Raw genomic sequence first — 18,015 nt, forward strand, 5'->3', positions numbered from 1 at the left:
GTAAGTTTTTTCCTTTTTTCCCTTCCCCTTTCCCCCTTGCCCTCAAAGTTTTCCTGGTGTCTATTGCGCGGTGGAACCACACTGAACCCTTCCCGAACTCAGAGGTGAAACGCTGCTGCGGCAACGATAGTTTAGGGGTCGCCCTACGCAAAAATAGCTCGATGCCAGGTTTAATTTTTCTCACATCAAGCCCCACACTCATCTGGCGTGGGGCTTTTTGTTGCTCATCAAAATCCTAAAGTTTTAACTGTGCCACTATTTATAGCAAATGAAGGGATAGTTAGTGGGACTTAGACAAAAATTAAGCCCAAATAAAGCCCAAATTAGCTTTATAAGCAGTAAACACTCACGGTTAAGTAAGGGTCAACCAATCGAAGAATTGATAAGACATAGCCGTTCTAAAGCCATCCATTGCTTCAGTAAAGGTGTTCAAAGGTTTGTTTGCCCACCTCCGTCTCAAGCCTCCTGTCATCTAATGCCAAAGAATAAAGTATAGGCACAGGAAAACCAAAATAAAATGGCGCACTTTTAAAATGGCGTACTTTTTCTTCCATCATATAAATGCGTGTTATCACTACTACAAAGAGAGGGGGTAGATGCTTATTTTATGCTGTATTGCTAGATTTAGGTGATGCTGTAGCTGATGAACTTTCCTTACCCTTTGACCAGATTTCTTTAGAAATGATTTATCGTGGTCTTTATCATTTTTACGTTGCTCATCAAAAAGGTCTAGCATCTGACCCTATCAAGTATTTTACTGCTCTTGAAAATCAGGACTTGCATTGTTAAACGACAACGAAAACCAAACATGAAGCTGATTGTTGCACCTTTCCCTGAGAAACAACGAGGAACCAAATAATTTTTCTTTCAAGCACCTTCTAAAATCCCCTTGACAACTTGCTCACAACCTTAACTTGTGACCAATGATATATAGGTTGATTGAAATGAGGTATTTTCCCAAGACTTGACTAGATTGCTAAACTTCATGATTCTTAACGATGCTAGCTTTATCGTGTAGCTGACAGAAGTCCCATAATCCAATAGGCTGATCTTAAAGTGGTTATTTTTAACCAAGTTTATCTGCACAAGAAGGTAGGCTTCGTTGCACATCACATTTGGATGATGTGTAACATGTTGCTTATCCTCTATCATCACTTAGTCGTTAATAACTAGTTATTAATACAGAAAATGGCCCTTAAAATTGTTCAGAACTTTGATGGAAGTTTTACTCTTGAAGCACAAGCTCAAGAAACTCTATTCAATTTATTGACAAGCGTTGCTTTCTTGAATCAAATTTGCCAACAGTTGGAGTGTGAGCAACTTAATTTTACAAAATTACTTTTCCAACCAGTTCCTTATAGCTTAACTACTACTAAAGGAATGCCAGCAGAATTTGAAAAATATCATGAATCTGATGAGTATGTCATCATTAATGTGCCACCAAATTTCATGTTCAGTGCTAAAATTTTTAAACCCAGCCGCCTTTGTGCAATTTACCAAAAATTAAGTAATGAATAATTTTAAAGATAATTTTTTTCTAATTCGCAATTTTCAATCCTGAAGGCAAATAATAAGTTTGATATTTGATGTATGGCTTCTGAAACAAATCTTTCTTCTTTGGCAACTCTGGAATATATACCTTATATAGACGATCGCGGCCAATTACCCGAACAATTTCAGGGTAAAATCGGTGTATATGCGATCTTTGACCAAGAAAAAGTGCTGCAATTTGTAGGATACTCTCGTGATGTTTACCTCAGCCTCAAACAGCATTTAGTTCGTCAGCCACAGCAATGCTATTGGGTCAAAGTTCAAACTATTGAACGCCCTAGTCGCACAATTTTAGAAAATACTGAAAATGCTTGGATTGCTGAAAATGGCAGTGTGCCTTGGGGTAATGGGGATCAAAAGGAAAAATGGACTCATCCCATTGATGTCAAAGTTGCAATGACAGTTGAAGAACAGGCAAAATATGAAAATCCAGCTAATGATGAATTAGCACAAATAAAAGTTCTTAAAAATGTGGCACGCAGAGTAGAAGCAGAAATTTCAACGCAATTGTTAGAAGTGCGCGGTTTGCAAATGCAAATTCGCTTCAATCCTAAATTGAAAGAAGAAGGTTTACTAGATTTGAAATGAAGGTAGTTTTGGGGAAAACTATCTTATGAATATCGCTTGTAATCTCCCATGACAATACAGCTGCTAAACGATCGCTATCAAGTTATCCGCACACTGGGTGCTGGTGGGTTTGGTGAAACCTATCTAGCTGAAGACACCTATATGCCTTCAAAGCGCCATTGTGTGGTTAAACAGCTAAGACCGATTCACAACAATCCCCAAATTTACCAGTTAGTACAAGAGAGGTTTCAACGCGAAGCAGCTATTTTAGAAGAACTCGGTGGCACAAATGACCAAATTCCGGCATTATATGCTTACTTCTCTTCTGGTGGACAATTTTACTTAGTTCAAGAATGGGTTGAAGGGGATACCTTAACCGCAAAAGTCCAGAAGCAGGGGCTATTTAGTGAAGGCGGTGTCCAGGAATTGTTTATGAATTTATTACCTGTCCTGGATTATGTTCACTCTAAGCATATCGTTCACCGCGATATTAAGCCAGATAACATTATTGTGCGTCATCGGGATGCTAAACCAGTGCTGATTGATTTTGGTGCTGTGCGGGAGTCAATGGGAACAGTAGTAAATTCTCAAGGTAATCCTACTAGTTCCATTGTGATTGGTACACCTGGCTATATGCCGAGCGAACAAGCCGCAGGTAGACCAGTTTATTCTAGTGATTTATACAGTTTAGGAATGACGGTAATTTATTTGCTGACTGGTAAACAGGCGCAACAACTAGAAACCGATTCTCAAACGGGTGAAATTGTCTGGCGGCAATATGCCAGTCATGTTAGCCCAATTATGGCAAGAGTAATCGATCGGGCGATCGCTTATCATCCACGCGATCGCTATCCCACAGCTAGAGCAATGCTGGATTCTTTGCAGAGCATAGCAAATCCAATTCCACCGACACAACCCCTGTTGACTCAACCAACTATAGTCTCTGCACCGCCACCTCAGACAGCACCTGTCAAACCACAGCCTAGCCCTCAAAGTAGTCATAGTCAGAATAATATTCTCATGGGCAGTTTGATTGTAGGTGGGTTAATTGGTGCATCTGTGATTATTAGTCAAGTGTTATCCAAATCTTCTCAACCTACAGCAGACAAAACGGTATTACCTTCAGAAACACCGTCAAATGTTACAAGTCCAGTGATAGAAACTCCCACATTGACACCAACGACCCCATCTGTTCCAACTCAATCATCTTCCTCAACTACATCAATACCACCTGTTGATAGCACGAGCAACAATTATTTCTGGCTTTCTCAAAGACTTGTAACTGATGCAGATTTGGATGGTAAAAGCGGTTTTGAACTCGATATTATGCGAAATTCGATTTTTGCCAGTCATGGTCGCCGTTTTGATAATATTGAATTGCAAAATTACTTTAATAACCAACTTTGGTATCGTCCTATATATTCACCAAAGACATTTCCAGTTAAATCGCTCACAAAATTAGAGCAACAGAATGTAGAATATATCAGTAAATATCAGGTTAATACTGGGTTAAGACATTTTAAATAATTAAGTTTTTCATCATCAGGGAGTGAGGACTGAGGAGAATAACCAATACTTTTCTACCAAGGCTGTGCTAACGGCTAAATTCACTGTGAGTAGTTAGACAAAGTGGATTATAAAAACTGGAGAATTCTTCAGTACAAATGCTCTTTAGATTTGTATAAATAATTGCATTAATTTTGGCTTATCAATCGATTTATCATTACTTATTAGATAATATTTAGGTTAGCTGGTGTAGCATATCAGACAAAATGAAGGATATTCAATACCCTAAAATCGAAAGATATTAGGGGCTAATCCTAGCGAAATGTATGTGGGGTCAGAACAAAGCTGTGTTTGTGTGCCATAAACTACATCTTTAGATACTAGTCAGTTTCCGAACCAGGCATTTATATTTAATATATAAAATTGCTATTTTTAAGATTAGAAATCCATAAGTTAAAGAAATGCCATTTTTATATTTTCTTTGTTATTTTGTATTTAACGGGACAGTTCTTCATGATTTGGTGGGCTTAAATAACAATTAGCTAAACCATTTCTCTTCCCAAAGATGCATGTAAATTGTTTGCATTATGCTTACTTTGCTTCTTAATCTACAAGCACAGTGCAAATTGACTAAACATATTACATGGTGATATTGTCAATCGGCAAATAGTTCATATTCACAACGATTAACCTTGCCTAAAACTATGCTTAAAACACAGAATCAACGTATTTTTCTGTCTGCTTTTATTAAACCTTTAGAAGAAAAGAATCAAACAGTTAGTAAAAAGCAATTTGCTCAACCAAAATTAGATTTACTGCAACCATTACGTCAATGGCTTGACAAAATTGAGATTCAGAATCAGAAATTAGCTAAATTTATTGCTAAACTAATTCCCGCCCAGTGTCCATTCGAGCGTGATGTCATGCTTTTTGGTCGCAAAATAGGACACATTCCGCCAATGTGCAAACTGAATCCGCTTTATAACGAACTTGTCTACTTGCGTTTTCGCGCTTTGTGTTATTTAGTAGATCAGTGTGGAGAGGATATTCAATCTTACTGCTGAATATAACGAGAAATAACCAATATGGAAATTAAAATTGAGCAGCAACTTAAGACTTGAATATCTCAATAAATTAGGTGTATTTAAATGGGAAATTTGGAAAAAAGAAGTTTCCAAATTCCCTTGGACTTATGATTCTCAAGAAACTTGCTATTTTTTGGAAGGTGACGTAGTTGTTACTCCTGATGGCGGAGAACCAGTGCAAATGGGTAAAGGCGATTTAGTGATTTTTCCTGCTGGTATGTACTGTACATAGGAAATTACAAGGAACGTAAAAAAGCATTATTACTTCGAGTAGTAAAAAATCAAAATTGAGCGACTTTTTTCTTGATTATCCAGAAAAGCAAAATTTCATAAATCAATTTTGATTTCTATTATGGAAACTTACCGACGAGTATCGTAGGATAAAATGGCAGAATCGGCAAATTGTTTATATCAATCTCTGTCAAAACTCGTTGCGACTCCATTATCTAAACAATATTCGTAGAAATAGATCGTCTAATTCTCTCCAAATTTGGCAGTAAACAAAGATCCCCGATTTCGCAAAAGTTGTCGGGGATTTTGTGCGATCGCCAGCAGATAAAATCTAGAGAGTTCATAATCGTGTTAGTGGGAGTTGAGTTACAGAAGATGCTATTTAGCAGCAAAAGGTTTGATCCCACCGCAATTTTATTGAGGAAAAATCATTAAATGTTACTGCATTTAAGTACTTGGCAAGAAGTTGAAGCTTATTTACAGCATTCAAAGGGGATTATTTTCCCTATTGGTTCCACAGAACAACACGGACCAACGGGGTTAATTGGTACAGATGCTATTTGTGCAGAAGCGATCGCTCGTGGTGTGGGTGATGCAACCCAAGCGATCGTTGGCCCTACAATCAACGTGGGGATGGCACTACACCATACTGCTTTTCCTGGCACAATCAGTCTGCGTCCCAGCACTTTAATTCAAGTAGTGCGAGATTATGTAACTTGTTTAGCCAAAGCTGGTTTTAGCAAATTCTACTTTATTAACGGACATGGCGGTAATATTGCTACCCTGAAAGCTGCTTTCTCCGAAACTTATGCTCATTTAGAAGATTTGCAGATTGCCAATGCTCAACAGGTGCAATGTCAAGTGGCAAACTGGTTTATGTGCGGTTCTGTATATAAGCTAGCTAAAGAATTATATGGGGATCGAGAAGGTTCTCATGCAACGCCAAGTGAAGTAGCCCTCACCCAGTACGTTTATCCAGAGGCGATTAAGCAAGCACCCCTTTCACCAGAAGTTGCAAGCGGACATCGGATTTATAGCGCTGCTGACTTTCGAGTGCGTTATCCAGATGGACGTATGGGATCAAATCCGGCTTTAGCAACGCCAGAACATGGTAAGCAATTTTATGATTTGGCAGTTAAAGAACTTAGCAATGGATATTTGGAATTTGTGAACGCAGAATAAAACTTATGAAAAGACATTGTAGAGATGCGAGTAAAATCGTGTCTCTGCATCAAATATCTTGAGAAAGGTTATTAAATATCTGGTTAAATTAAATATGCGTTATCCAGAATCTTTGTAGAGATGCGTTAACCTAGCAAGATAAAGCTCAGTCCAATTTTGTGTCTTTATATACTACTTGTGATTCAAAAAGATAAAAAAAGCTGTAAATTATCTTAGCTGTTAATAATTTGTTCCACTGCAACAGAAACATCTGGGAATGCAAGCGGTTGAATTATTCCTCCGGTCAATGTCAGTTTTGCCGCGTACTCTCCATCTAAGATTTCTCGATACACCACCAAGTGTAACTTTTTTAGATTGACAACCCAATATTCTAAGATACCTGCTTCTGCATATATTTTGCTTTTTTCCTCTAAATCCTTTTCTAAACTAGAGTTAGCGTACTCAATCAACCAGAAAATATTTTCTGCATAGGGATGATGCTGTCGATACTCGCGTCCTAAAGGTTGGACAATAGCAATATCTGGTTCGGGTTCCGAGTTGTTGGGTAGAGTAATTGGTTTAGCATAACGAATTTTAGCGCGTCCAGCTAATAACTTTGCTAAATAGTCACCAGCTTCGCCACTACTATAAGCGTGAAGTTCCCCTTCCGGGGACATTTCGATAATTTCTCCATTGAGTAGTTCAACTTTGCGATCGCTCAAAATGCCAGCGTCAATCATGCGGTGATATTCGTCAATCGTCCACTTAGCAACTATCACACTCATGACGATTGATTCCTCCCAATAATTCTTAATATTCTCCCATTTTAAAGGCACTTCAGGTGTAATTCAGAATAAGTCGATTGATTAAAGAGAAAGATATGCCAGAAAGCATGTGATAATACTGATACACAGGCTGAGGTAACAGCTTGGTAACTATAAAATAGTTGAGTATGCAATTATGTTAAGAGAAATTTCGTTAGTGTTGGCGCAGTCCGCCGTAGGCATCGCTACTTTTGTTATTCCCTTGACTAGCTACACCCATAGTCAAGTAACTGCTACCACCACTAATTATCAAATTTCTCAGAATCTTAATAATCAATCAACAGGAATAACTATTGAACGTCTAGGAATAGGTGGCATAAAACTTTCTATGTCCGAAGCACAAGTCAGAAAAATTTTAGGTAAACCTGTAAAAGTAGAAAATGGCTTTATAGCTGCTATTGGTAAAGTTCGTACTCTGAAATATGCAGGCATCACAGTTGATTTAGATGAAGGTGCTAAACCAGGTAATTTTACCGTTTATCAAATCAAAGCAACTCGTTCTAAATATTCCACCATAGATGGAGTAAAAGTAGGTGACAAACAATCAAAAGTGATTAGAACCTATGGAAAAACTGAAATTTCCCAAAATGGTAAAGTTACTAATTTAAATTATATAGTTGAAAAACCCAGCCCTGGAGGTTTAAATTTTACTGTTGAAAAAGGCAAAATAACAGAAATTTTCTGTTTTTACGTGATGAATTAAGCAATTTTTACAAGAGAATGCTTTGCAATATCCAGGTCAATAGTAACGGCTTCTATTTATTTTATAGAGTTATCTTACCCCTGTATTTGAGCAACGTAGTAGATTGACCAATTTCTAAACTTGGTTCGCTGATGCGTATTTGCACTAATTACCTATAAAAGGCGATCGCTCAAAATGCCAGCCTCAATCATCTGGTGATATTCTTCAATCGTCCACTTCGCAACAATCAAACTCATGACGATTGATTCCTCCCAATAATTCTTCATATTTTTTCATTTTAAAAGCACTTTAGGTCTGATTCCGAAAAAATTTTAGGTAAACCTGTAAAAGTACAAAATGACTTTGTACGTGCTATTGGTAAAATTCGTACTATTAAATACACAGGTATTACAGTTGATTTAGCTGAAGATGCTCAATCAGGGAAATTTAGTGTTTACCAAATCAAAACAACTGCTTGTAAATATTCCACCATAGATAAAGTAAAAGTAGGTGATACACAATCAAAAGTGATTAAAACCTATGGCAAAATTGAAATTACTCAAGCTGGTAAAGTTACAAATTTAAATTATATAGTTGAAGAACCCAGTCCTGAAAGTTTAAGTTTTAGTGTTGAAAAAAGTAAAGTAACAGAAATTTTCTATTTTTACGTAATGAATTAAGGTATTTTTTTCAGAAAACCCCAATGTCATTAAATATTGAAATTTTATAACTTGATAATAAAGTCGTGGATTCTTCAGCTTGTCAACCAACATTTGAATATAGCAAAGTTTTAAACAACCTCTGCTGAGAAAATAAAAACCTCTGTTTTTGTTAAAATGCTTTAAGCAGTCCTGCTTGTTTCAAAACAGCGTTAGCAGTATGACGCGACTTGATAGAATTATCCACTACAAACCGATGGTCTGAAATTGGACTATACCAAATTTCATGATCTCCCTTGCCTTGTCGTTCAAAGTAACAACCAGCTTCAGTAAGAATCTTTTTCAATTCAGGAGTAAAAGACGCACCCATTTATTAAGCCACCTGAATTAACTCTTGTCGATGGCTGATTAACTCAAAAGTAATTGAGCCTATATAATCAGAGGGTATTATTCCATTCAGAACAATAAGTTCTGGAATCATGACTCGAAGCTTTTGCGTGAGAATTTCTATACTAGAAGCTTCTGTTACTAATCCTGGTACATCTGAACTATTTGCAACCCAAACCTCAGCATCTTTATCCCAAAATGCTTGGACTTTGAACGTGATTTGTGTCATTATCAAGCTTTTTGTTGAATTTGCAACGGTTTTGCCCTAATTAAAACTATCTAATATCTTCCTCAAATCTATTATATGATATAAAAGTTTTACTTCGAGAACGAGGTTCATAAAGAGGGTCATCTTTATCAAGCATTGGCGGTACTTGCACTAGCAAGCCTGGAACTTCTTTAGCCTGTTCTCCAATGCAGAAATCGCAAATAAATTTGAAAAAGTCTCTACCAAGATAACTAATAAATCCAGAATAAAATTGTAGTGCATAAATATCATATCTTTCATCTTGTTCGCTGTAAGTTCTTAAGTCAAAAATGAAAGAAAGAAAATTATTTCCTCCACCAAATAAATAAGCGTTATCAAGCAATTCTTGAACTTTCAATGACCAAGAAAAGCTATCTTTGCAAGATTCAAGAATAATTTCATTTGAGGTTAATCCACCTTCTATATCTTCACAATTTGGAACTTCAATAAAAAACTGATTGAACCCAAATTCTCCAGAACCAAAAACTTGACAAAAATTTTTGTATTCTTGTGGAAGAGCAAAGCCAGCTTGAGATTCAAAGTTTTTGAGAGTTATTTCATTTAAAGTTGAAAGTTCAGTAGTATTATTTGAAATAACTTATACTTGAGTAAGGAGTAATTTCCATTTACCTATGTCAATTTTATTCATGTGATATATCCTTAACAAGGAATTGAATTGTAGTTATTCTTATCAGTATGAAATTTTATTAATAATAAAAAACGGTAAAGGAATTCAACCCTTTACCGTTTTCTAATTTTTGATTCGAGACTAAAATCCCAAATTTTAAATCTTACTCAACACCTTGGGGTAACAATTCCCGACGCTGTTGAGAACTAACTTGGACAACGCCATTTTCATCCACATCAACAAGGGCTGTATCGCCATCCTTGATACGACCAGACAGAATTTCTTCTGCTAGGCTATCTTCTAACAGGCGCATAATTGCCCGACGTAATGGCCTTGCGCCGTAGCTGGGACTGTAACCTTCTTGGATCAACCGATCCTTGAAGCGATCGCTAACTTCTAAAGTGATACCCTTTTCCGTTAGACGACCAAATACTTCCTTGAGCATAATTTCGGCGATTTGGGTCACTTCTGGCTTGCTCAACTGACGGAAGACGATAATTTCATCGAGTCGGTTGAGGAACTCTGGACGGAAGTACTGCTTCAGTTCTTCGTTCACCAAAGAGCGAATCCGGTTGTAAGCTGACTCGGTGACATCTTCAGCAAATTCAAAGCCGATACCGCTACCACCTTTTTCAATTACCTTAGAACCAATATTGGAAGTTAAAATCAGCAAGGTGTTCTTGAAGTCCACCGTGCGACCTTTAGCATCAGTTAACCGACCATCTTCCAAAATTTGCAGCAGCATATTGAATACATCCGGGTGGGCTTTTTCGATTTCGTCGAACAACACCACGGTGTAAGGACGCCGCCGCACGGCTTCGGTCAGCTGACCACCTTCGTTATAACCAACATAACCTGGAGGCGAACCAATCAGCTTGCTGACGGTGTGACGCTCCATGTATTCCGACATATCTAAGCGGATCATCGCTTCTTCGGAACCGAAGAAGTAAGCAGCTAAGGACTTGGCCAACTCGGTTTTACCTACACCAGTAGGCCCGGAGAATACAAAGCTAGCTATGGGTCGGTTGGGATTCTTCAAACCAACACGAGCGCGACGAATTGCTCGTGAAACTGCTTTCACAGCTTCGTCTTGACCAATTAAACGCTGATGCAAGGTGTCTTCCATATGCAGCAGCTTTTCAGATTCAGATTCGGTGAGTTTGTTCACCGGTACCCCAGTCCAAGAAGCGACAATGTGGGCAATGTCTTCTTCTGTAACTACGGGTTCTTCATGTTCAGAGCCAGTTGCATTGGTCTTGCTTTGAGCGATCGCCCGGATTTCGGCTTTGATTTCCATTTCGCGATCGCGCAATTCTCCAGCTTTGTCAAAGTCTTGAGAGCGCACTGCGTCATCTTTTTCTTTTAATATCTGACGCAGTTCTTTGTCTAACTCTTTGGCTGCGGGTGGCAATTGAGAGTTAATCAAGCGCACCCTAGAACCAGCTTCATCAACTAAGTCGATGGCTTTATCTGGAAGGTAGCGATCGCTAATGTAACGGTCTGATAATTTCGCCGCCGCTACCAAGGCTTCGTCGGAGATTTTCAGTTTGTGGTGTTGCTCGTAGCGTTCGCGCAAACCATATAAAATTTCAATTGTTTCATCAACTGTAGGTTCGCCAACCATTACTGGCTGGAAACGTCGCTCTAGCGCTGCATCTCGCTCGATGTGCTTCCGGTATTCATCCAAGGTTGTAGCGCCGATGCACTGCAACTCACCTCTAGCCAAAGCTGGCTTGAGGATATTTGCTGCGTCAATCGCACCTTCTGCTGCACCCGCACCAATTAAGGTGTGTACCTCATCAATCACGAGAATGACATTACCCGCCGAGCGGATTTCATCCATGATTTTTTTCAAGCGTTCTTCAAATTCACCCCGGTACTTGGTTCCTGCTACGAGCAAACCAATATCCAAGGTGACGACGCGTTTATCTTCCAGGATGTCAGGGACATCTTTGGTGGCAATGCGTGAAGCTAAACCTTCAGCGATCGCAGTTTTACCAACCCCTGGTTCCCCAATCAGCACTGGGTTATTTTTAGTCCGGCGACCCAATATCTGAATCACCCGCTCAATTTCTTTAGCGCGTCCCACCACTGGATCGAGCTTATTGTCTATTGCCATCTGAGTCAGGTTTGAGCCAAATTCATCCAGAGTCGGGGTTTTTGTGCGCCCGGATGAACCGCCTGGTGAAACTTCGGCAGTTTCTCCCAACATACGGATGACTTGGGTTCTTACCTTAGATAGATCCACACCAAGGTTTTCTAGCACCCTGGCTGCGACGCCTTCCCCTTCGCGGATTAGGCCCAACAGCAGATGCTCGGTGCCAATGTAGTTATGCCCCAGTTGGCGTGCTTCTTCTAGGGAAAGTTCTAAAACTCGCTTCGCCCGTGGCGTAAACGGAATTTCCACGGCAACAAAGCCCGATCCCCGTCCTATAATTTTTTCAACTTCAATTCGGGCATCTTTGAGATTGACGCCCATTGATTTCAGCACCTTAGCAGCCACTCCAGTGCCTTCGCCAATCAGACCCAGGAGGATCTGCTCGGTTCCGACAAAGTTGTGACCTAAACGGCGGGCCTCTTCTTGGGCCAGCATGATTACCTTAATGGCTTTTTCTGTGAAGCGCTCAAACATGGCTTTATCCCATCATCTGCGGTCGTGCCGGTATGCTGATTTTAGCACAGGCAAAGCTTTTGGATGCCTGTATAACAGATTATAGACATCCTGAAGCTATGACTTGAGTTGATGGGCTAATTGTTAACTATTGACTACTCTTATATGGCTAGTGTACTGAGGAGCTTTAGTTCACCAGCCTTTTTGGGATTTATTACAAACACTTCACTGCTTAGATTAAGGGTTTCTTGACTCAATCCCAAACATTTATGTTTAACATATATATTTTTTAATATCAAGTAAAAAATATTAATATATAATTTACTTATAAATTTTATTTTTTAGATAAAATATTTAAATCAAAATAAATGCAGCAAAGTTACATTTTTTTGCTGAAGCCGATCGCAAGCCCCAATAATTCAAAATTAATCATGCCCAACTCAGTAAGGCACAAATAAACCTAACCATATAACAAAATGTAAAAATTTCCAAACCCTTACGATTGCTTCACTCGTTTTGGCTTTGTACCCTTCTCTACGAGAGGTTGCGCCAACGGGTTCCACCCTTTGCGGTACGCAATCGCATAGTTATAAATTTTCTCGCCTACATACTTACTTAAAAAGTAAGTGCCAAGAGGATTTTTCCAGGCGATCGCTAACCATAGAATACCACTGGTCTAAAGTTGCTTTAAATTTGGAGTGTTGTAAATCTGGGAGCCAAAGGATTAGGGCATCCTCACCGTTATCTTGGTAGTATCCTCGCCGCCGTCCGGCTGTTTTGAAGCCAAATTTTTGATATAAAGATATAGCCGCCAAGTTGGAAGCTCGGACTTCGAGGGTAGCTCGCTCCATTTTGCGATCGCAAGCTGTCTTAATAAGTGAATATAATAAAGCCGCACCCAAACCTTGACGGTGATATTGAGGATGAACCGCCAAAATTGTAATGTGGGCTTCATCTAAAATTGACCAAAAGCAACCCATTCCTAGCAAACTTGTGCTGGAAGAGGGGGAAAATAAACCGAGTAAATCGCTGTTGGGACTATCCAATTCTCGCTTGTAGCCGTCCAGAGTCCAAAGTCCGCCAAAACAGGCTCGATCGAGTTCCAGAATAGCACTGAGATTTTCTAATGTCAGTAATTTAATTTCTAAGTCTAATGAGATCACATTTATTGAATAACGTTACAAACCCTTTGTACACTGGGAATCGGGAGACAAACTCAAAGCCCGTAATTTGAACAAGGAAAACTTTTATAGTTATGGTATCGACTCACCCCACTGGGGTTCAACATTCTGGAAGTCAATATTTACCTCAAAGGCGTGACACCAAGGCAAATCCATCGCCTAATCAAGAACTTTTACCCTTGACTGCCAGAGTTCATAATCATGACCTCTTGGAAATTGGTGGGTGTGATGTCACGACCCTAGTTGAGCAGTTTGGTTCACCTTTATATATTTTAGATGAAGAAACCCTGCGTTCGGCTTGTCAGCAATACCGAGATGCTTTCAAGCAATACTACAAGGGTGAATCCCAAGTATTGTACGCCTCAAAAGCTTGGAATTGTTTAGCAGTTTGTGCGATCGCAGCTTCTGAAGGACTGGGTATCGATGTAGTTTCTGGAGGCGAACTTTACACCGCCTTGCAAGCGGGTGTTAGTCCCGATAAAATTTATCTTCACGGAAATAATAAATCTCGTGAAGAATTAATTTTAGCGATCGAGTCAGGTGTTACCGTTGTGGCGGATAACTGGTATGAGTTGCATACCCTTGTGGAAATCGCCCAACCCAGTCAATCAATCCGCATCATGCTACGGTTAACTCCCGGTATTGAGTGCCACACTCACGAATATATTCGCACGGGACACTTAGATAGCAAATTCGGCTTTGATCCCAATGATTTAGATGAAGTTTTTACCTTTGTCAGTCAACAACCTGCCCTTAATTGTGTAGGAGTACACGCTCATATTGGTTCCCAAATTTTTGAGCGCCAACCGCATCAAGATTTGGCCGCCGTTATGGTGCAATGGCTGCGGGATGCTGCTAAGTTTGGTTTAAATATTACAGAGTTAAATGTTGGTGGCGGTTTAGGGATTAAGTATATAGAATCAGACGATCCCCCTAGCATAGAAGAGTGGGTAAAGGCGATTTGTGAAGTAATTCAAGCAGCTTGTGCTGCCGAAAATCTGCCTTTGCCGAAATTACTTAGCGAGCCGGGGCGATCGCTAATTGCTACAGCTTGCGTCACTGCTTATACTATTGGTTCATCCAAAGTTATCCCAGAAATTCGTACCTATGTAGCGATCGATGGGGGAATGTCTGATAATCCCCGACCGATTACTTACCAATCAGTTTATCGGGCAGTAGTTGCCAATAAAATGTCTTCACCTTTAACCCAAACAGTCACAATTGCTGGTAAACATTGTGAATCAGGAGATATTCTGATTAAAAATGCTTTCCTCCCAAAGACTGAACCAGGAGATATTCTCGTAGTTATGGGAACTGGTGCGTACAATTACAGTATGGCATCTAACTACAACCGCTTGCCTCGACCGGCAGCAGTCGTAGTGGCGAATGGCGAAGCAAATTTAATTTTGCAACGTGAAACTTATGAAGATTTAATTCGACAAGATCGCCTACCAGAAAGACTAAAGAAATAGTCATTTGTCCTTGGTCATTAGTCATTAGTCATTGGTCATTTGCAAATGACAAAGGACAAATGACAAAGCGCAAAGTCTGAGCGCCGGCTTCCGGCGATCAGAACTTTGTAAGAGAGGACAAATGACAAATGACCAACTGTAAATTAGAGGCAAAAGTTTAATCCAGATGTCATGAGAGATTGGTGGAAGCAATGGCTGACAAACCTGGGGTGGTCACAGTCCTTGCTACTTGGGACTCTGGATATTGTGTTAGTGCTGGCGCTGACGTACATGATACTAGTTATTATTAGTGAGCGCCGGACACTATGGATGGTGCGGGGATTCATTATCTTAATGCTAGCCTCAGCACTAAGTGGCAGATTCGGACTACCTCTGCTAAGTTTTGTACTAGAAAAGTTGGTGATTGGTTGTGCTGTGGCGATGGCAGTTGCTCTACAGTCAGAGTTTCGGCGGTTTTTAGAGCAATTGGGGCGTGGCGAATTCCGCCAGCTGTTTCAACCTGACCGTCTGGCAATCCCCAAATCTGATAGCGTAATTGATGAAATTGTTGAGGCTGTTAAAGAATTGTCAAAAAACCGCATTGGAGCTTTACTAATTGTGGAAACCACAGGGCCAATTGATGAGCGAGATTTTTCTGTGCCAGGAGTAAAGCTAAATGCGGAAGTTTCTAAAGAACTAATCCAGACAATTTTTCAGCCGAAAACTTTGTTACACGATGGAGCGACATTGATTCGTGGCTCACGGATCGTGTCATCAGGTATAATTTTACCACTTTCGGGACGCACAGCCTCGCGCCAGCTGGGAACACGCCACCGAGCAGCAATGGGAATTACTGAGCGGGTCGAAAATTGCATTTGTGTTGTTGTCTCTGAAGAAACGGGTTCTATTTCCTTAGCGGAACGGGGAACCCTAAATAGACCGCTGACGATTAGGAAACTAAAAGAGTCATTAGAGGCTGTTTTGTCCCCAACCGTGGATAGGGAAGCAGTTGCTCCTGGTCTGTTGAGTTTTGTTCGTCGGATAGGTGGGAAGACACTAGCACTAGTTTCACGTTTACTCAGATTACCATCGACCGCTTCTCGAGATAAAAAATGACACTACAACAAACTAAACTACAAGATTTACCTACTGATTTAAAACGAGAATTATTGCCGCAGCACGTTGCGGTGATTATGGATGGTAATGGTCGATGGGCTAAACGTCAGGGTCTACCCCGAATTATGGGTCATAAGCGAGGAGTAGATGCTCTCAAGGATTTACTTCGCTGTTGTCAGGATTGGGGAATTCAGGCGTTGACAGCTTATGCTTTTTCAACAGAAAACTGGAAAAGACCGCAGGAAGAAGTAGATTTTTTGATGACTCTGTTTCAAAGAGTTTTGCGTCAAGAACTGCGGGAAATGGTCGAAGAAAATGTTCAAATTAAATTTGTAGGGAATTTGCAAGACCTACCGCGATCGCTCCAACAAGAAATTTCCCGTTCAATGGAAGAAACCAAAAACAATCGTGGTATCCGATTTTCAGTAGCAACTAATTATGGCGGACGGCAAGAAATTTTACAAGCTTGTCAGGCGATCGCTAAACTTGTCCAGCAAGGTATGCTACAACCCGATGAAATTAATGAACAGGTGTTTGAGAGCCACTTATACACAGCAGGAATTACTGACCCAGATTTGTTAATTCGCACCAGTGGAGAAATCCGCCTCTCAAATTTTCTTCTCTGGCAAATGGCTTATGGAGAAATTTATATTACTGATGCTCTCTGGCCCGATTTTGATCGTGCCGAATTTCATCGTGCCTTGTGTGCCTACCAGCAACGGGAGCGGCGATTTGGGAAAGTCTAAATCTGTTTACGTAATTAGACTAACTAGGTCGGCGGAAAAATTTGTCGTTGGCATCAGGCAGGAGGAAAAAGGGTTTTAGTCTAGTTTATCTTTCTTCATATGTTTGTTTTTATTGTGCCAACTTATACCATTTTTGATTTTAGACTTCGGCTGCGCCCTTCTCTACGAGAGGCTGCGCCAACGGCTACGCTCAGGACAAGCTCAGTCGAACGATTTTAGATTGTGAAACATCCATTGGATAAATGTTTCAGTCTTCCATCTGTCGCAATCATTTTTCACGCTTGATATTACTTATACAAACAATACCTAATTAGTATAAAAAAGTAATTAAATAAAATCAAATATTTTTCGGTCGTCGCAGTTTCTTAGAATTCATTGGGCCGAGAATTTGATTTAGGTTGCGCAACTGCTCTGCTGTACCCATACCAATTAGCCGATCTCCCGGCATTAAAATCGTATCGCCAGTGGGGCCACCGATTAAAGTTCCATCAATGCGGTGAATTGCCAGAACCAATGCCCCAGATTGCGATCGCAATCTCGCCTTTTGCAAACTTTGACCCACAACGGGACAGAAAGCGGGGTCGAGTAAAAATTCTTCCATATACAACTGGCGGTCTGCACCAGTCAAAATCCCATCTACAAAGTCCAATACCTGGGGTCTGAGAGCCGCAGCAGCCATGCGCTTCCCACCAGTAATATAGGGGGATATCACTTCATCTGCACCACCGCGTCGTAACTTCTGCAAAGCTTCTTCTGTACTTGCCCGTGCGATCACCCGAATTCCTGAATTCAGCGTTTTTGCTGATAACACAATGTATAAATTTTCAGCATCAGAGGGAAGGGCTGCAACAATACACATCGCCCGTTCAATACCAACTTTTAGGAGTGTGTCATCTAGGGTAGCGTCACCTTGGTATGCTGTATAACCTTCAGCTTGCGCCCTTTGGATTGATTCCGTCTCCGAATCAATTACTACAAAAGCTACACCTTCTGTCCGAAATTCCTTGGCAATTTGCCGACCAGTCCGACTAAATCCACAAATGATGTAGTGTTCTGTTAAGGATTCCATTAACCGCCTCTGTTGCTGTAACCGAATTCCTTCTTGAAAGTACCCTTGAATAATCGCTTCTGTAAATCTGTTGACAATGTAACCGATATTGACTACACCCAACAAAATCAGGGCAATTGTAAATAATCGTCCTCGACTACCGAGTGGGTGCGTCTCTCCGTATCCCACAGTGGCTAAGGTGATAACTGTCATGTAAGCTGCATCTTCCCATGACCAGCCCTCCACTAACCAGTACCACAAAGTGCCAATCAAGAAAACACCACCAAGAGCGATCGCCCCAGCCATCAACTCTTTTTGGATACGTTGATATTTT

16 protein-coding genes, 1 rRNA gene and 3 pseudogenes are annotated in these 18,015 nt (G+C 40.3%); 12 read left to right on the top strand and 8 right to left on the bottom strand.

Going from position 1 to position 18,015, the window contains the following annotated elements; all coding sequences use genetic code 11:
• The first annotated feature begins 52 nt into the window (after window positions 1-52).
• A 5S ribosomal RNA gene (rrf, locus tag NSTC731_RS19080) occupies window positions 53-170 on the top strand.
• A gap of 131 nt (window positions 171-301) precedes the next feature.
• Here rrf and NSTC731_RS19085 read toward each other — a convergent pair.
• Window positions 302-526, bottom strand: a pseudogene (locus NSTC731_RS19085) (IS701 family transposase); the annotation flags it as partial.
• 65 nt (window positions 527-591) lie between these two features.
• Here NSTC731_RS19085 and NSTC731_RS19090 point away from each other — a divergent pair.
• The 7 genes and pseudogenes from NSTC731_RS19090 to NSTC731_RS19120 form a co-directional block, all read left to right on the top strand.
• Window positions 592-859 (top strand): annotated as a pseudogene (locus NSTC731_RS19090) (IS4 family transposase); the annotation flags it as partial.
• Window positions 860-1,188: 329 nt separating this feature from the next.
• Window positions 1,189-1,518 (top strand): hypothetical protein, encoded by a 330-nt coding sequence (locus NSTC731_RS19095; protein ID WP_445626318.1) that lies wholly within the window; start codon window positions 1,189-1,191, stop codon window positions 1,516-1,518.
• Between the two features lie 72 nt (window positions 1,519-1,590).
• Window positions 1,591-2,139 (top strand): GIY-YIG nuclease family protein, encoded by a 549-nt coding sequence (locus NSTC731_RS19100; protein WP_445626319.1) that lies wholly within the window; start codon window positions 1,591-1,593, stop codon window positions 2,137-2,139.
• 48 nt (window positions 2,140-2,187) lie between these two features.
• Window positions 2,188-3,645, top strand: coding sequence for a protein kinase domain-containing protein (locus NSTC731_RS19105; RefSeq protein WP_445626320.1), 1,458 nt, complete (start codon window positions 2,188-2,190; stop codon window positions 3,643-3,645).
• Between the two features lie 683 nt (window positions 3,646-4,328).
• On the top strand, window positions 4,329-4,688 hold the full coding sequence (locus tag NSTC731_RS19110; RefSeq protein WP_445626321.1) for a Mo-dependent nitrogenase C-terminal domain-containing protein: 360 nt from the start codon (window positions 4,329-4,331) through the stop codon (window positions 4,686-4,688).
• Between the two features lie 21 nt (window positions 4,689-4,709).
• Window positions 4,710-4,941, top strand: a pseudogene (locus NSTC731_RS19115) (cupin domain-containing protein).
• Between the two features lie 434 nt (window positions 4,942-5,375).
• A complete protein-coding gene (locus tag NSTC731_RS19120; RefSeq protein ID WP_445626322.1) occupies window positions 5,376-6,122 on the top strand; it encodes a creatininase family protein in 747 nt (248 codons plus the stop codon).
• Between the two features lie 212 nt (window positions 6,123-6,334).
• Here the strand turns inward: NSTC731_RS19120 and NSTC731_RS19125 are convergent, their stop codons facing one another.
• Window positions 6,335-6,886: a Uma2 family endonuclease gene (locus tag NSTC731_RS19125; RefSeq protein WP_445626323.1), complete on the bottom strand. Its 552-nt coding sequence runs from the start codon at window positions 6,884-6,886 to the stop codon at window positions 6,335-6,337.
• Between the two features lie 175 nt (window positions 6,887-7,061).
• Here NSTC731_RS19125 and NSTC731_RS19130 point away from each other — a divergent pair, with 175 nt between their 5' ends.
• Window positions 7,062-7,628, top strand: a complete 567-nt coding sequence (locus NSTC731_RS19130; RefSeq protein WP_445626324.1) for a hypothetical protein — start codon at window positions 7,062-7,064, stop codon at window positions 7,626-7,628.
• Window positions 7,629-8,438: 810 nt separating this feature from the next.
• Here NSTC731_RS19130 and NSTC731_RS19135 read toward each other — a convergent pair.
• The 5 genes from NSTC731_RS19135 to rimI all read right to left on the bottom strand — a co-directional run bounded on the left by NSTC731_RS19135 (window position 8,439) and on the right by rimI (window position 13,302).
• Window positions 8,439-8,636: a type II toxin-antitoxin system HicA family toxin gene (locus tag NSTC731_RS19135; RefSeq protein WP_445626325.1), complete on the bottom strand. Its 198-nt coding sequence runs from the start codon at window positions 8,634-8,636 to the stop codon at window positions 8,439-8,441.
• Window positions 8,637-8,639: 3 nt separating this feature from the next.
• Complete coding sequence (locus NSTC731_RS19140; RefSeq protein ID WP_445626326.1) at window positions 8,640-8,882, bottom strand: DUF1902 domain-containing protein; 243 nt, start codon at window positions 8,880-8,882, stop codon at window positions 8,640-8,642.
• Window positions 8,883-8,928: 46 nt separating this feature from the next.
• Window positions 8,929-9,495 carry an SMI1/KNR4 family protein gene (locus tag NSTC731_RS19145; RefSeq protein WP_445632126.1) on the bottom strand — a complete coding sequence of 189 codons (567 nt, stop codon included), beginning with the start codon at window positions 9,493-9,495 and terminating at the stop codon, window positions 8,929-8,931.
• A 196-nt stretch (window positions 9,496-9,691) separates the two neighbouring features.
• The gene (locus NSTC731_RS19150; protein ID WP_322695365.1) at window positions 9,692-12,160 is read right to left on the bottom strand and encodes an ATP-dependent Clp protease ATP-binding subunit; all 2,469 of its coding nucleotides are present in this window, start codon (window positions 12,158-12,160) and stop codon (window positions 9,692-9,694) included.
• Window positions 12,161-12,750: 590 nt separating this feature from the next.
• Complete coding sequence (rimI, locus tag NSTC731_RS19155; RefSeq protein WP_445626327.1) at window positions 12,751-13,302, bottom strand: ribosomal protein S18-alanine N-acetyltransferase; 552 nt, start codon at window positions 13,300-13,302, stop codon at window positions 12,751-12,753.
• A 92-nt stretch (window positions 13,303-13,394) separates the two neighbouring features.
• Here rimI and lysA point away from each other — a divergent pair, with 92 nt between their 5' ends.
• The 3 genes from lysA to NSTC731_RS19170 all read left to right on the top strand — a co-directional run bounded on the left by lysA (window position 13,395) and on the right by NSTC731_RS19170 (window position 16,633).
• Window positions 13,395-14,792 (top strand): diaminopimelate decarboxylase, encoded by a 1,398-nt coding sequence (gene lysA / locus NSTC731_RS19160; RefSeq protein WP_445626328.1) that lies wholly within the window; start codon window positions 13,395-13,397, stop codon window positions 14,790-14,792.
• A gap of 171 nt (window positions 14,793-14,963) precedes the next feature.
• Window positions 14,964-15,887: a diadenylate cyclase CdaA gene (gene cdaA, locus NSTC731_RS19165; RefSeq protein ID WP_322695362.1), complete on the top strand. Its 924-nt coding sequence runs from the start codon at window positions 14,964-14,966 to the stop codon at window positions 15,885-15,887.
• A complete protein-coding gene (locus tag NSTC731_RS19170; protein ID WP_445626329.1) occupies window positions 15,884-16,633 on the top strand; it encodes an isoprenyl transferase in 750 nt (249 codons plus the stop codon). The genes cdaA and NSTC731_RS19170 overlap by 4 nt, the downstream gene beginning before the upstream one ends.
• Window positions 16,634-16,970: 337 nt before the next feature.
• Here the strand turns inward: NSTC731_RS19170 and NSTC731_RS19175 are convergent, their stop codons facing one another.
• Window positions 16,971-17,987, bottom strand: coding sequence for a potassium channel family protein (locus NSTC731_RS19175; RefSeq protein WP_445626330.1), 1,017 nt, complete (start codon window positions 17,985-17,987; stop codon window positions 16,971-16,973).
• Window positions 17,988-18,015 lie beyond the last annotated feature (28 nt).

This window comes from Nostoc sp. DSM 114167 (assembly GCF_052692655.1).